Source organism: Bacillus sp. ISL-7 (assembly GCF_018613065.1).
This window is the reverse complement of the sequence record NZ_JAGGQW010000059.1, coordinates 53,326-68,442: the sequence shown is the minus strand read 5'-3', so window position 1 is coordinate 68,442 and position 15,117 is coordinate 53,326. Positions and strand designations below refer to the sequence as shown.

Genomic DNA, 15,117 nt, shown 5'->3' with positions numbered 1-15,117 from the left:
CCTTGATCGAACAAGCGGAGCAGGGTGTTGATTACTTCACCATTCATGCTGGTGTTCTTTTACGATATGTCCCATTAACGGCAAAACGGTTAACAGGTATTGTATCCCGCGGTGGATCAATCATGGCACAATGGTGTTTACACCACCATAAAGAAAGCTTTTTATATACTCACTTTGAAGAAATCTGCGAAATAATGAAGTCTTATGATGTTGCATTCTCTTTAGGGGATGGTTTACGTCCTGGATCTATTGCAGATGCCAATGATGAAGCGCAGTTTGCAGAATTAGAGACTCTTGGAGAGCTAACAAAAATTGCTTGGGAACATGATGTACAGGTAATGGTTGAAGGACCTGGACACGTACCTATGCACCTAATTAAAGAAAATATGGATAAACAACTAGAAGTGTGTCAGGAAGCACCATTCTACACACTTGGACCTCTTACGACTGATATAGCACCTGGTTATGATCACATTACATCTGCTATTGGGGCTGCAATGATTGGTTGGTATGGCACAGCTATGCTTTGTTATGTAACGCCTAAGGAACATTTAGGTTTACCGAATAGAGAGGATGTTCGTGTAGGGGTTATTACTTATAAAATTGCCGCCCATGCTGCTGATTTGGCAAAAGGACATCCAGGAGCCCAAAAAAGAGATGATGCCTTATCAAAAGCTCGTTTTGAATTCCGTTGGAGAGATCAGTTTAATTTATCTTTAGATCCTGAACGAGCGATAGAATATCATGATGAAACTTTACCTGCGGAAGGTGCAAAAACAGCGCATTTCTGTTCAATGTGTGGACCAAAATTTTGTAGCATGAGAATCTCTCAAGATATTCGTAATTATGCGAAAGAAAACAAACTTGATACGAAGGAAGCTATTGAAACAGGTATGAAGGAAAAAGCTAAGGAGTTTAAGCAATCTGGGGGCAGCATATATCAGTAACTTTCTTGGGAGGTTATACGGATGAATGTTCAAAAGATTAACGAGGAAATTACGCAAATGAAAACTAGCCTTGCTTTTTTAGAGGAGCGTTTAAAGGAAATTCAGCAAAATTGTGATCATCATTTTGATGGCGATCAATATTATGAAAAATGTTTGAAGTGTAATAAGGTAAATGTATTATATTATTAAACAAAAACCGACAAGAAGATAATCTAACAAGAGGGTATTAAAAAGATAGCCATTTAACCTTACCTTGATTAATATTCGGGGTAAGGTTTTTTAGTTTTTTCTATAAATTCCCATAGTAAAAACTATAATCACTTTTTATTATTACAAATGCGAAACGGAACTTGAAAACACCACTTTGAAGTGATGTTTTCTTAGTAACTATGCTTTCACTTGAAGAAGATTTAACTAATTAATGTTCTATCAGGCTTGATACGGAAACACTTTGTTTACTATTTGGTTCATCGAGAGAGTGGATTGTAGTTGTTCCGTTTTGTTTGTCTACATGCTCAATATAGATACGTGTTCCGTTATACGTTACATTAGCCATAGTCGATGAATTAGAAATTTCCTGTGCTCGTTGTACGTCCATGTCACGACCTCCTTTCCTTATTGAAACATTTTAAGTATTTCCTCTGAACTACTTGTTATACCTATATGGGCCTGTTTATAAATTTTCATGAGTGCCAAAATACGAGCATTAAAGCGATCGATTCGCGAGAAAAGGGGTTCGGAATGAAACCATTCCGAACCCCTTTTGTCGACAAACTGAGAGCCTCTCCATAAGGAAGGGCTCTTTTTTTACTAAAAGAATTGAAAAGGTTTTTGAACAGTTCTCCACCAGAAATAAACATTGTTAATGAGTATAAACAATTACCAGTAGAAAGTTAATTAATCAAGCAAAAATTGCTTTTGTTATCAAAAATAATACTGAAGGGCCAAGCAGGCAGCCTAAGCCAGTATAAAAAGTGGCGGTTACTGCTCCGTAGGGAACCAGCTTTGGGTCTGTTGCGGCTAATCCTCCGGCGACGCCGCTTGTTGTTCCCATTAATCCTCCATATACCATTGCCGTGCGCGGGTTGTTTAATCCGATATATTTTGCTACAAATGGGGTGCCGATCATCGTAAGGATTGATTTTACAAGCCCGGCTGCAATACTTATGGTAATGACTTCAGAGCTTGCCCCTATTGCTGCACCTGTAACGGGACCCACTATGTAGGTCGCTGTCCCAGCACCTATCGTGGCTAAGCTAACTGCGTCTTTATATCCGAACGCCAATGCAATACATACTCCGACAATAAAGGAGAGTATCACACCAATAAACAGAGATAAGACTCCATTTACTCCAGCCTTTTTAATTTCACTAAAGTTGGCCCCAAAGGCAGTGGCAACAATCGCAAAGTCCCGGAGCATACCTCCTCCCATCAGGCCGATTCCTGTAAAGAGGCTTATGTCTGCAATTCCTTTCTCTCCCCCTGTAATTACTCCTCCGATATAAGCAAGCAAAAGACCGAGGGTGATGGCAATAGCTGATCCGTGAATCCGCCCTTTTGTTACCTTGTCAGAAATGAAATAAGAAAGATACATAGTAAAGCCAACAATGGCAAAAGAAACAATTAAACCATTATTTTGAAATATACTACCTAATGTTTCTAACACGCTGTTCGCCTCCTGTAATTTCACTTTCATGAGTCTCATTAATCGTACCGCCCCTGCTAAGAAGGGGGACAACTGCCCAACTAATAAGTACTACCGCCACACCTGCAGTAATCGCAAGTACTCCTCCGTCAAGAGCTGCTACAACATTTTGCTGTGCCGACATGGCAACAACAATCGGGATGTACATTCCACTCCAAAAAGCCAGTCCTTCTTGCGTCTGTTTGTTTAACTTTTCTTTCTTTTTCAGGTATTCCACAATCAGAATCAGCATCAGCATGGCAAATCCGACACCGCCGACATTTGCGTCAATCCCCAATATGTCTCCGAGGAGATCTCCAAAAAATACCCCTCCTAAAAAGCAAATAGATAATAAAGCGACACCAAAAATGATCATAGAATTTCTCCTTTTCAATTTTTTTGCTTTAGACTAAAGAGACAAAAGCTATAACGCGGAGAAAACAAAACAATGCTGGCCTAGACAAAGAGGGGAGATTGAAAGATCAAGAGATTAGTAAGCGTTTCCAAGATAAGAATCAACAGTCGACTGTATTCTAAAATCCATAATAAAACGAAAGAAAAGAAAGTGTCAATTCATTTTTAAAATTTTCTAAAAATATTGAATTTTCTAAAGGTGGTGGTTATAATAATAATCGACAGTCGACCAAATTTTCTTTGAGGAGGAGACAGAGTCATGGAATCTCGTAAAATTAATGAAAATGCTCTATCAAACCATATAGCTGAACATATTACCGAGCAAATAATTAAGGGGGAGTTAGTACCAGGGGAAAAACTGATCGAACATATTTATGCAGAGGAGTATGGAACAAGCCGTGCGCCAGTACGGGAGGCCATTTATTTACTTTCAATTGAAGGTCTTGTGGAGAGAATACCGCGGAAGGGAGCGGTTGTAAAGGACTATACAGAGAATGAAATCTATGACCTCCTTGAAATACGTAATATGCTTGAAACGATGGCTATCGAACGGATTCAGAGAAACGGAACGGATCATGGATGTCTGCAAAAAATGGCTGATATTTTGAGAGAAATGAAGGATATTACTGATGTTCATCTGTATACCCAGTTAAATCACTCCTTTCATATGAAACTTGTGGAGATGAGTAAAAGTGAAACAATTAAAACGATGTATTCCCGTTTGGGCTGGCCGCTGCTTAGGATCCAGAGTCTTTCATTCGCAAATAACGGAAACATTGAAAAATCAGTACACGAACACGAAATGTTAATTGACCTTTTAACAAAGGATAATATAGCAGAGGCTGCCAAACTCTTAACTCGCCATAATCAGGATGTTATTTCTAGTATTAATAAAAAGTTTGCTCAATAGAGTTATATTGACTGGTGCCTAAAAAGGGGTATGAAAGATGAAACTAGCATTCTTATTTCCTGGCCAAGGATCCCAAAAGCCGAATATGCTTCATCATCTACACGATCACCCTGTAATTTCAGAGGTTATGCATCAAGCTGGTGATATTCTTGGAGAAAGCGTATACAAGTTGGATTCGATGGCTGCATTAGAGTCGACGACTTCGGTTCAGGTTTCATTGTTTGTTTCGTCAGTTGCTGTTATAAAAGCATTTGCATCCGAAGGTGTACTCCCAGACATTGCGGCAGGCCATTCTGTCGGCGCTTTCAGTGCAGCGGTCGCATGCAAGGCGATTGATTTTACTGATGCTGTCAGAATGGTGAAGCTTAGAGGACAATTGATGGAGCAGGCCTTTCCATCAGGTTATGGGATGGGGGTTATTACAGGAATCGACGGACGTACGATGAAAGGAATAGTAGAAACATATTTTATCGAAAAGGATCCTGTTTACGTAGCAAATATCAATGCACCAGATCAAGTTACGATTTCCGGTTCCATTGCGGGAATCGACAGGGTTATCAATCATGCAAGGGATAGAGGGGCTAGAAAAGCGGATGTCCTAAACATTAGTGTACCTTCACATTGCCCCTTACTCCGGCCGGTTTCAGTTTCTTTGTACGAAGAACTTTCAAAAATTCATTTTCGTTCACCAATTATTCCCTATGCTTGTAACAGGACAGCAAGGCTTTTAAAATCACCGGAAAAAATCAGAGAGGATCTTGCTTTTAATCTTTCACATCCAGTCAAATGGCATGATATCTCTTCGGTTCTTTGTGAACATGGAACAAGGCTTTTTATTGAAATGCCTCCTGGGAACGTCCTGGCCAGTTTAGCAAAAAAAGCTTTGCCTGGTGCCCGTGCTGTATCTGTTGAAGAAAATGGGTATAGAAATTGTCTGTTATTGGCAAAACGTTTTTCTTCGGATCATTCATAAGTTTTAAAAATTATAAAATGAAAGGGGATACATAAAATGCAGATATTAAAACAACGTTCTTGGAAAACTCGATTAGAAGCCAAAGAAAAAAGAATCGCGAACATGAAAGGAATCGCCCATAATCGGATTATTCCCACAAACAAAATCGTTGAGGCACTTGAAACATTGATCATGCCTGGAGACCGTGTCGTTTTGGAGGGGAACAACCAGAAACAGGCATCATTCCTTTCGGAAGCTCTTGCCCAGGCTGATCCAAGAAAATTGTACGATTTGCATATGATTATGTCGAGTATATCCCGTCCTGAACATTTGGATTTGTTCGAATCAGGAATCGCCAAAAAAGTGGATTTCTCCTATTCAGGGCCTCAAGGCCTTCGAATCGCGCAAATGCTTGAAGATGGCAAGCTAACCATAGGTGAAATTCACACATATGTTGAGCTTTATGGAAGGCTGTTCATCGATTTGATTCCATCTGTTGCTTTAGTGGCGGCCGACAAAGCCGACGCCGAAGGTAATTTATACACGGGACCAAACACGGAAGAAACTCCGACCCTTGTGGAAGCAGCAGCTTTTCGAGACGGAATTGTGATTGCCCAGGTAAATGAATTGGTAGATAAATTGCCGAGGGTTGATATACCAGGTTCCTGGATCGACTATGTTGTTGTTGCTGATAAACCGTATCAGCTGGAGCCTCTTTTCACCCGGGATCCCCGGCATATTACTGATATTCAGGTACTTCAGGCTATGATGATCATAAGAGGTATCTATGAAAAACATCAAGTGAAATCGCTGAATCATGGGGTTGGTTATAATACGGCTGCAGTTGAACTGCTGCTCCCCACATACGGTGAGTCGCTAGGACTGAAGGGGAAAATATGTAAACACTGGGCTTTGAACCCGCACCCGACGCTTATCCCTGCGATTGAAAGCGGCTGGGTAGAAAGTATCCATTGCTTTGGCGGTGAAGTTGGCATGGAAAAATATGTGGCAGCAAGGCGTGATGTATTTTTTACAGGGCGGGATGGAAGTATGCGATCAAACCGTACACTATGTCAGCTTGCTGGACAATATGCAGTTGATTTGTTTGTCGGTTCCAGTTTACAAATAGACGCTGCAGGTAATTCCTCAACGGTAACCCGTGGCAGGCTAGCAGGGTTTGGAGGTGCACCAAATATGGGGCATGATCCAGGGGGACGGCGCCATTCTTCCCATGCCTGGCTCGACTTGATGACAAATGACGACCCACTTGTACGCGGCCGCAAACTGGTTGTCCAGGTTGTCGAAACATTTCAGAAGGGGAACAAACCAATTTTTGTTGAAAATTTGGACGCTGTGGATGTTAAACACGATGCCGGGCTTGCTGTTGCACCCGTTATGATTTACGGCCAGGATGTTACTCATATTGTGACAGAAGAAGGGATTGCCTACTTGTATAAAGCAAGCAGCTTGGAAGAGCGGAGACAGGCGATAGCAGCGATCGCGGGTGTTACCCCGATTGGACTTGAACATGATGTGAAAAAGACAGATAAATTGCGGAGAGAAGGGTTGATTGCACTTCCTGAAGACCTCGGAATTAAAAGGACAGAAGCAAAGCGTTCTTTACTGGCTGCCAAAAATATTGAAGAGCTGGTGGAATGGTCAGATGGGTTATATGAGCCGCCTGCTAAGTTTAGAAGCTGGTAACAGGGGGACTCTGAAGATGAATTACATCCAAACAGATATTCAGTATCTTGGGAGGCTTGCAGTGCAATCGCTCATAGAGGAAGCAGAACTAACGCCAAAACCAGGGCTCGTTGATAAAGAAAATTCCGGAGCGCATACAGACATGTCGATAGATTTAATGATCAGATCGGCAAAAGCATTGGAACCTGCATTCAGAGAGATGGCTAAGGCAAGTTATAAAAGCGAGTCGTCACAGGAACTGCGAGAAGAGATTGCCGCTATCGGGCGCCAAGGAGAAAAGGAAATGTTCGAAGCTACATGTGGCGTTAACACACATAAGGGAGCCATATGGGCATTAGGGCTGCTTGTCTCGAGCGCAGCCATGAACCCTGGAGAAACATCTATGGACAATATTGCTTTGTCCGCAGGAAAGCTTGCCCTTTTTCCAGACCGGAATCAACCAGAAGAAAAGACCAATGGTGCATATGTAAAAGAAAGGTACGGGGTCAATGGTGCCAAAGGTGAAGCTCAGCAAGGGTTCCCCCATTTAAGAAAGATAGCTTTACCTGTTCTTTATACGTCAAGAAGAAAAGGTGTAACAGAAAATCTTTGCAGGTTAAACGTCTTAATTGCGCTTATGGCTAGTCTGAATGATACCTGTATTTTGCACCGTGGAGGTTCGAAAGCACTGGTCAGTACGAAGGAATTTGCCAATGAAATCCTGAAATCAGGCGGAGTTTGGACTGCAAATGGCTGGAAGGTTTTAAAACAGCTGGATCAATCCTTGCGCTGGACTAATGCTTCCCCAGGTGGAAGCGCAGATCTGCTGGCGGCTACTTTATTTCTGGATTCTCTTCATCTGTATACCAAGAACCAGACAAATCCACAAATTACATTAGCTAATTAATAAAAAAAGGAGGACTGCCAAATGGAAAGATTAACCTATCGTTTTCCTGCAACTAAAATCCTTAAGTCGCATGCACACGTTGGAGTGGTTGGATCAGGTGATCTTGAAATCTTAATTGAACCGACAGATGGGGAATATGCAGAGGTTACCATACGGACTGGAACCACAGGGTATAAAGAAATATGGAAGACTGTCCTTGAGAGGTTTTTTATACAAAATGCTGTATCCGCTAGGATTATGATTAATGATTTTGGAGCAACTCCCGGTGTTGTCACATTAAGACTCGCACAAGCATTGGAGGTGGCAAATGTTGCTGAATACATTAAAAAGTAGTTTTGTAGAATGTAGTGGCCGTGAAAGGGCACATATGTTACTTGATGATTCCAGCTTTAGGGAACTGCTTGATCCATTTTCTGGGGTTGAATCACCTCACTTGGAACCTCAGGGGATTGTTCCGCAAAGCGATGATGGAGTCATCATTGCCAGAGGAGAATTGAGTGGAAACTCTTTGTTAGTAATATCAATAGAAGGAAATTTTCAGGGGGGAGGAATTGGTGAAGTTTCAGGTGCTAAAATTGCAGGGGCTTTAGAACTTGCCTTGAAGGAAAATCAATCCGGCAAATACATTTATCCTGTTTTAATATTTGATTCTGGAGGAGTCAGGCTGCAGGAAGCAAATTATGGACTGTTGTCGATTGCAGAAATCGGGGCAGCGATTGTTGCTCTTAGGGAATATGTACCTGTCATTGGTATAATCCCAGGAAAAATCGGTGCCTTTGGAGGTATGTCCATTACCGCAGGCTTATGCAGTACGTTAATCATGACACGCGAAGGACGCCTCGGCTTAAATGGTCCAGAAGTAATTGAGCAAGAAGCAGGCATCGAGGAATTCGATTCGATGGACCGCCGTCTGATTTGGAACACCATCGGAGGAAATCAAAGAAAAGCATCTGGTTTCACCGAAATCTTGGTGGAAGATGATTGCGACAGATTGAAGCAATCCATACTTTCTTCCATCGCGCAGGGTAAAGAGGATACACCAAGAAGTGCTGAGGTTGATAGATATATAACCTTTTTAGAATCCGTTAATCCGTCTGAGAAACTGACCCCGGAAAAGATTAGATCCTTATGGATTCAGTCCGACCTAACCATTAAGGGGGATTGCGCTCAACGCGGTAAAATGGACTTAGGCGAAGGTGTTAAAAGCAGGGGACAAAAATGGTTTAATCTATTGACATCGGGGTCACCGGATATCGGAGAAATCCCTTCGGTGCTTTGTGCAGACTCCTTTATCGGCAATAAAGCTGCCCGTTTCCTTACAGTTGTCCCTGATAAAGCCAGCCGCTTTCCAAGAGCCAGGGCAGGTGAATTCGGACTAGAACAGGGATGGATGATCGCCAAGTATATCCGGGAAGCAATGGAGGAGGACCGAAATAATGAGAAGCGAGCAATTGTTGCAATTGTGGATGTACCGAGTCAGGCGTACGGATACCGTGAAGAACTTTTGGGAATCCATCAGGCATGCGCAGCAGCTGTGGATGCCTATGCATCAGCAAGATTGGCAGGCCATCCAGTGATTGCATTTATTCCAGGTAAGGCGATTTCAGGAGCTTTCCTTTCCCATGGGATGCAGGCCAATCGGCTAATCGCTTTGGATGATGAGGGGGTAAATGTGCATGTGATGTCCAAACAATCAGCTGCAAGAATTACACTTCGAACAATTGATGAACTCGAAGAAGCAACGAAAAAAGTCCCGGCGATGGCGTATGATATCAAATCCTTTGAAAAACTAGGCGCACTTCATGAACTTATTGTCGGAGTCAATGCAGATGAGCCTAATGAAACTGATCTACTGATCGTATGCAGTAAATTAATGTATGCAATCGCAGACATAAAAAACAGCCCAAGGGATTTAAGCAGCCGGCTAACTTCTACTTTTGCCAGAAATGGCGGACGGTCAGCTTCCATTTTGGTCAGAGAAAAGTTGAAAGAACAATGGTGTTAGAACCACATGATCTACTGGAGATTAACCGTAGGGATTTAATTAGCCACTCTCCAATCCCTGATTGGGCTTTACTTTCCCTTGAAATTGCTCCATTTGTAGTTGTCCGCAGGGCAATTGCTCCTAATGGGCAGGTAGCTGTCGGGATTAGGGGCAGAAATAGAAATGAAAGATTTGCCGCATTTTTACCGAAAAATCGAGTGTTTCGGCAAATTAAACCAGAACATCTTACTAAAAGTTATCTGTGGGAAATTAAACAGTCACCTGTGTTTTCAGCTCTAACAAATTCTGCAGACCTATTAAACAAATACAGTCTTTCCTGGGGCCCAGGAGGCAGTGTTGGCTTTGAACTTGCCAGCAAAGTTGAAACCGTAACTTTAGAAAGTGATCTAGATATTATCATTCGTGCCCCTGAACCGCTCCCAATGGAAGTGGGTGTCCAGATCATTCATGAATTGAAGAAAAGCCCGGTAAGAATAGATGTACAAGTAGAAACACCAGCTGTTTCGTTTTCTTTAAGCGAGTATGTAAGGGGCAGTGATCTTGTATTATTAAAAACAATATACGGTCCAAGGATGAGTAAAAATCCTTGGAATGATCCAAAATAATAAACAAAAAGCGGTACAATTCTTTTAAAATAGAATTGTACCGCTTTTTTTATTTAAGGAAAAACCAAGTTCATTTGAATAACCAAATAAAGTGCCAGGCACAACATTATCTGAACTACTTATCCATATAAAGATTTATGGTGAAATCATTTAATCTCTAAAATTGTTTGTTTTATAACTGAAATTTCCTCCGCGCTTACTGATTGACTTGAATCCTTTTTGGTAAAGATTGAATAACCCATTGCCACGTAAGTTAAGCCCCAGAATAAGGTAAACCAATCAGCCTTCTTGCGATGTGGCCTGGCTTTTTTCGTATGAACGGTTGTAATTTTTTCTCAAGGTTCACAGCTCTTCTGCTTGCTGAATAGACTAGTTTAACGGAAGTTTTTTTAAAAAGGCATGGTGGAGGGAAAGAGCTTGAAGATATACCAAGTGAAAGGGTCGCCAGATATTGTAATGGAATTGTTGGAAATCACAGCGAATGGGAAAGTGAAGGTTAGGGATATCATCAATGATGAGGTCATTGAAACAACAATGGGAGCCTTTGAAATGGCATTTGAACCATCATCCGATTATTCCTTTATTGCGAAACAACAGGCAAAGAAACTAATGATAAATCATAGTGTACCAGCGGATATCAATGAAATGATCGAAAAATCCCAGGTTAAAGTTATTAAGGCTTTTGGAAGATGCACTATGGTTGCGGTCCAGCTGCCCAATGGGTTTATCATCACCGAATCGATAACCAGTGTAGATGCGGCATCCTATAACAAAGAAACAAACACCCAGATTTGTTTGGAACGGATTAAACATAAAATTAGTGAGCTTGAAGCTTACAAAACTCAAAGTATAGCGATACAGTCTTAGAATGTGGAGCTGCGAAAAGTCCGAACCCTGAATGCAAGAATCATTGTGTTCAGGTTTTTTTATGTTGACCCTGTTTTTCTAAATAGAAAGAGCTAAACTGTGGCCACCTAAGGGACGGGAAAAGTGAAACAAAGCAAATGTGAATTATATGAAACGGAGGATCGTATTAGGAAAAGAAAAGGAACGCACCTATTTTTCATTATTAAATTAGGACTATTTTATGAATTGTATTAATTTCAATAGCAAAGTACGCTACAATAGAGAAAACAAAAAGCATAGTGAGATATGCAACCTTAAAAGTAAGATTACAAATATTATTGAAATTAATAGGTGTGTATTAATATGAACAATAAACTGAATGAGCCCACTAAAAATAAACAACCCTTATTCGTTACAGTCTATGACCGACTGTACAAACAGATTATGGATGGAACGTTTCCGCCTGATAGCCGACTGCCCACAGAACCAGAATTAGCAAAAGTATTTGGGGTTAGTAGAATGACATTAAGGCAAGCTTTGTCCCTTTTGCAAGAAGATGGACTGGTGAAGAACATCCATGGAAAAGGTAATTTTATTACGAAAGTTCATCAAAATGAAAACAAAATTGGATTGGAGAAATTGGGGAATCCCTTATATAAATGCTTTCCGGAAAAAGTTGATGATGTCGAGCTTAGTTTAAGGATGGAATTAGTCACAGACTATGCAGTGCAGGTATTGAACCGTCCGCTGACTGCGGTTGTTGCAGTGGACCGCTGGTATATGAGCGGCAATAAGGTAGCAGCCTATGCTTTTACCATAATGTCAATTGAAGCAGTTTCGGAGTTAGAGTTGGACTTACAGAATGAGAAACAATTATTAGAAATGTTAGAAACAGAAGTATATGAACTAGCCAATTCCTCTACAATCGAAATAAAACGTTCTCATTCCATAAATACTCCATCGTTAAAATATCAAATTTTTGATGGAGGGGATTGTGATTTGATTTTAGAAAGCGTCTATATCAGCGATAAATATCCAGTTGTCTATAATAAATATTATATTCCAACAGAGTTTAGTCAAATAAGGATAAATACTAAGAAATAGTGTCAGCAGTAAATATCGGGTTTACAGATCCTACCTAGCTATTTCCTTGGTAAACAAAAAAAAGCGGTGTCATTTTTATAATGACACCGCTTTTTTTGTTACAGATTGTACATATTTTTATTAAAACAAGGTTGTGGGCAAATGTTTGGTGTGATATCCTTATTATTGTTGGAGGTCATACAAGTTTTTATACAACTATACAACGTTGTAAGATTAGTGGTGGATCTAAATGAAAACGCAAACAAACATACTACTTTCTTGTTTTCAGATACGAGAAGGAAAACTCAAATGGAGGAGAGATATGATGAGTACTATAGAACACAAGGAAACCCCACATATAAAACCTAATGGGGTAGAAATTGCTGAAACAATCCTTTTACCAGGAGATCCCTTAAGAGCAAAGTTTATTGCAGAAACCTATTTGGATGACGTTGTTCAGTTTAATTCAGTGCGCAATATGCTTGGTTTTACCGGAACCTATAAAGGAAAGAAAGTCTCTACTATGGGAACTGGTATGGGCATGCCAAGTATGAGTCTCTACTCATGGGAATTAATAAATGTATTTGGTGTGAAAAATTTAATTCGTATTGGTACATGCGGTGCTATTCAGGACAATATGAATTTGTATGATATTGTAATGGCGATGGGTGCTTCTACAGATTCTCGTTATGTTCATCAATACAATCTGCCAGGAGAATTTTCTAATATTGCCTCGTTTACGTTATTAGAGAAGGCCAAAAAAGCAGCCGATGAAAAAAGACTACCTGTCCATGTTGGAAATGTCCTTAGTAGCGATATCTTTTATAATGCCGATGAAAGCGCAATAGAAAAGTGGCGGAAGATGGGAATTTTATGTGCTGAAATGGAGACAGCTGGTCTTTATATGAATGCAGCCTATGCTGGGGTAAACGCACTGACAATTTTAACAGTAAGTGATCATATTATTCGTAATGAACAAACGACACCAGAAGAAAGACAAAAAGCTTTTACCAATATGATGGAAATCGCCTTGGAACTAGCTTAATAAACGAAATCTTGATATATAATATGACAAATCTACTGGATATTTTCCTTCATTCATGTGACGATTTCCTGTAGCACAAAAGGAGAGAGAAAGATGGCGACAATAAGTGCAGATATAAGTGTGACTGATGCATCAGAGTATAATGTTAAAAAAGCGGTTCCTGTTATCTTACTATTATTTTTACTATGTTTGATTATAGATAATTCTTTTAAAATTATTTCTGTGGATATGGCGAAGGATTTCAATATCTCTGCAACAACAGTTAGCTGGCAAGCAACATTAGCGGGACTTGTAATTGGAATTGGAGCTGTTGTTTACGCAGCCTTGGCAGATTCAATTAGTATCAGAAAACTATTTAGCGTCGGAATTATTTTAATTTGTGTTGGTTCTGTAATGGGATATATTTTTCAACAATCGTTCATAATGGTCGTACTATCACGAATTGTTCAAACTGCTGGCTTGGCATCTGCTGAAACATTATATGTTATATTTGTAACCAAACATCTTCCTGCAAGTGAACAAAAGAAGTTTTTAGGATTAAGTACTAGCAGCTTTGCCCTTTCACAAGTAATTGGTGCACTAACAGGCGGCTATATATCTACTTATTTCCATTGGACAACGCTATTTTTAGTTCCATTAGTCACCCTTTTCATTCTTCCTTTTATTCTAAAATATCTTCCTAAGGAAGAGGGGAAAGGCAATCATGTAGATGTGCTAGGATTATTTTTAGTTGGATCAATTGCTGCATTTCTTCTATTATATATTACAGATTTCAATTGGATTTATCTTCTCTTATTTATTGGAGCCATTGCGCTCTTCCTAGTTTATATAAGCAAAAATACAAAAGCATTCATTGGTATTTCTTTCTTTCAAAATAAGCAGTTTCTTTCCCTGCTTGCAGTTGCTTTTGTTGTCTATTCTGTCCAATTAGCATATATTTTCTTGTTTCCATTTTTATTAGAATCGATTTATCATTTGAAACTAGATACCATTTCGCTATTATTAATTCCAGCATATGTCCTAGCAGCTATTGTTGGGGCCCTATCTGGAAAAGTAGCTAAAATTATGGGCACCAAGCAGTGTATTACGATAGCAATTATCGGAATCACAGCTAGTCTATTGTTAGGCGGATTCTTTGTAAAAAGTTCGGTAATAATATTTGTTTTATCAATGGTTGTATTCTCTAGCTCGTTTGCATTTATGTATGCACCGATGCTTGATAATTGTATTAGGACTATTTCAAAAGAAAATTCTGGAACAGCAATCGGTTTTTATAATTTGATCCTTAATGTCGCTGCTTCCATTGGAATTGCTTATACAGCAGCAATGATGGACAATTCTGCTATGAAAGTCAAACTACTGGGATACATCAACAATTCGAATGCATCCTTATATAGTAATGTCTTATTTGTACTGGCATTTTTGGCTGTTTTCAGTTTGTTTCTATACTGGGTTTTAGTGGGCAGAAAGATGAAAATGGCAGTAAGTAACTAGAAGACACAGTGCTGATCATGCTTTTATGGAGTTTTGTTCTAGTGGATTTGTATTGGAAGGGAAATGGAAAAAGTGTGGTAATGAAGTGGCAAGAGTTATTGATTAAAGGAGAAATAATCAATAATGCAAATCACATTTGAAAATATGATTAATACTTGCTTTGAAATAGGATTGTTGGAGTCAGTAAGCGAGGTCTGAATCTCTCAGGTTTTCTTTGAAAAAGTGATTAAATTATTCATCATCAATTTATTTAATTTAGGAAATCGCTCAGTTGAATTGACTGAGCGATTTTTTATAAAGCAAACTAGACTTATGGCTTCAACCACAACAATGCGGAAAACTATTGAAAACGAAACTTACCTAGCACATAGATGGTTTCTTGGCTTTCGATTTCATGATAAGGTGCCAGTATTGAAAAATGAATGTGGCCGTGTGTAAAAAAATCTCTCTGGTTTTTAGGGAGGCTATTATTTTTCTTCAATGGTTATTAGTCTTTGTTCGCTGGTGTGATATAATAATACAAACATACGCTCTTGTTTATT

The 15,117-nt window shown here is 39.7% G+C and carries 16 protein-coding genes; 13 read left to right on the top strand and 3 right to left on the bottom strand.

Annotated features, from left to right (window positions below):
• Positions 1–947, top strand: a 947-nt coding sequence (gene thiC / locus J7E66_RS24320; RefSeq protein ID WP_215004595.1) for a phosphomethylpyrimidine synthase, incomplete at its 5' end; no start/stop codon positions are given.
• 21 nt (positions 948–968) lie between these two features.
• Positions 969–1,136 (top strand): serine protease, encoded by a 168-nt coding sequence (locus tag J7E66_RS24315; RefSeq protein WP_215004594.1) that lies wholly within the window; start codon positions 969–971, stop codon positions 1,134–1,136.
• A gap of 229 nt (positions 1,137–1,365) precedes the next feature.
• Here the strand turns inward: J7E66_RS24315 and J7E66_RS24310 are convergent, their stop codons facing one another.
• The 3 genes from J7E66_RS24310 to madL form a co-directional block, all read right to left on the bottom strand.
• On the bottom strand, positions 1,366–1,545 hold the full coding sequence (locus J7E66_RS24310) for a small acid-soluble spore protein H (RefSeq protein ID WP_215004593.1): 180 nt from the start codon (positions 1,543–1,545) through the stop codon (positions 1,366–1,368).
• A 303-nt stretch (positions 1,546–1,848) separates the two neighbouring features.
• On the bottom strand, positions 1,849–2,613 hold the full coding sequence (madM, locus tag J7E66_RS24305) for a malonate transporter subunit MadM (protein ID WP_215004592.1): 765 nt from the start codon (positions 2,611–2,613) through the stop codon (positions 1,849–1,851).
• Entirely contained in the window at positions 2,594–3,007 is a 414-nt protein-coding gene (gene madL / locus J7E66_RS24300; protein ID WP_215004591.1) for a malonate transporter subunit MadL, read from the bottom strand. Before madL ends, madM begins: the two co-directional genes overlap by 20 nt.
• A 297-nt stretch (positions 3,008–3,304) precedes the next feature.
• Between madL and J7E66_RS24295 the strand changes: the two genes are divergently transcribed.
• From J7E66_RS24295 to J7E66_RS24245, 11 genes are all read left to right on the top strand, one after another.
• On the top strand, positions 3,305–3,955 hold the full coding sequence (locus J7E66_RS24295) for a GntR family transcriptional regulator (protein ID WP_215004590.1): 651 nt from the start codon (positions 3,305–3,307) through the stop codon (positions 3,953–3,955).
• A 37-nt stretch (positions 3,956–3,992) separates the two neighbouring features.
• Positions 3,993–4,928, top strand: coding sequence for an ACP S-malonyltransferase (locus J7E66_RS24290; RefSeq protein ID WP_215004588.1), 936 nt, complete (start codon positions 3,993–3,995; stop codon positions 4,926–4,928).
• Positions 4,929–4,964: 36 nt separating this feature from the next.
• Entirely contained in the window at positions 4,965–6,611 is a 1,647-nt protein-coding gene (gene mdcA, locus J7E66_RS24285; protein ID WP_215004586.1) for a malonate decarboxylase subunit alpha, read from the top strand.
• Positions 6,612–6,627: 16 nt separating this feature from the next.
• Positions 6,628–7,497 carry a triphosphoribosyl-dephospho-CoA synthase gene (locus tag J7E66_RS24280; RefSeq protein WP_215004583.1) on the top strand — a complete coding sequence of 290 codons (870 nt, stop codon included), beginning with the start codon at positions 6,628–6,630 and terminating at the stop codon, positions 7,495–7,497.
• A 21-nt stretch (positions 7,498–7,518) separates the two neighbouring features.
• The gene (locus J7E66_RS24275; RefSeq protein ID WP_215004581.1) at positions 7,519–7,830 is read left to right on the top strand and encodes a malonate decarboxylase subunit delta; all 312 of its coding nucleotides are present in this window, start codon (positions 7,519–7,521) and stop codon (positions 7,828–7,830) included.
• Positions 7,805–9,502 carry a biotin-independent malonate decarboxylase subunit beta gene (mdcD, locus tag J7E66_RS24270; RefSeq protein WP_215004579.1) on the top strand — a complete coding sequence of 566 codons (1,698 nt, stop codon included), beginning with the start codon at positions 7,805–7,807 and terminating at the stop codon, positions 9,500–9,502. The genes J7E66_RS24275 and mdcD overlap by 26 nt, the downstream gene beginning before the upstream one ends.
• Positions 9,493–10,107, top strand: coding sequence for a malonate decarboxylase holo-ACP synthase (locus J7E66_RS24265; RefSeq protein WP_215004577.1), 615 nt, complete (start codon positions 9,493–9,495; stop codon positions 10,105–10,107). The genes mdcD and J7E66_RS24265 overlap by 10 nt, the downstream gene beginning before the upstream one ends.
• 417 nt (positions 10,108–10,524) lie before the next feature.
• The gene (locus J7E66_RS32035; protein WP_251033117.1) at positions 10,525–10,974 is read left to right on the top strand and encodes a Gp49 family protein; all 450 of its coding nucleotides are present in this window, start codon (positions 10,525–10,527) and stop codon (positions 10,972–10,974) included.
• A gap of 342 nt (positions 10,975–11,316) precedes the next feature.
• Positions 11,317–12,057: a GntR family transcriptional regulator gene (locus J7E66_RS24255; protein ID WP_215004575.1), complete on the top strand. Its 741-nt coding sequence runs from the start codon at positions 11,317–11,319 to the stop codon at positions 12,055–12,057.
• Between the two features lie 304 nt (positions 12,058–12,361).
• Complete coding sequence (gene deoD, locus J7E66_RS24250) at positions 12,362–13,081, top strand: purine-nucleoside phosphorylase (protein WP_215004597.1); 720 nt, start codon at positions 12,362–12,364, stop codon at positions 13,079–13,081.
• A gap of 93 nt (positions 13,082–13,174) precedes the next feature.
• Complete coding sequence (locus tag J7E66_RS24245) at positions 13,175–14,575, top strand: MFS transporter (RefSeq protein ID WP_215004573.1); 1,401 nt, start codon at positions 13,175–13,177, stop codon at positions 14,573–14,575.
• Positions 14,576–15,117: the final 542 nt, after the last annotated feature.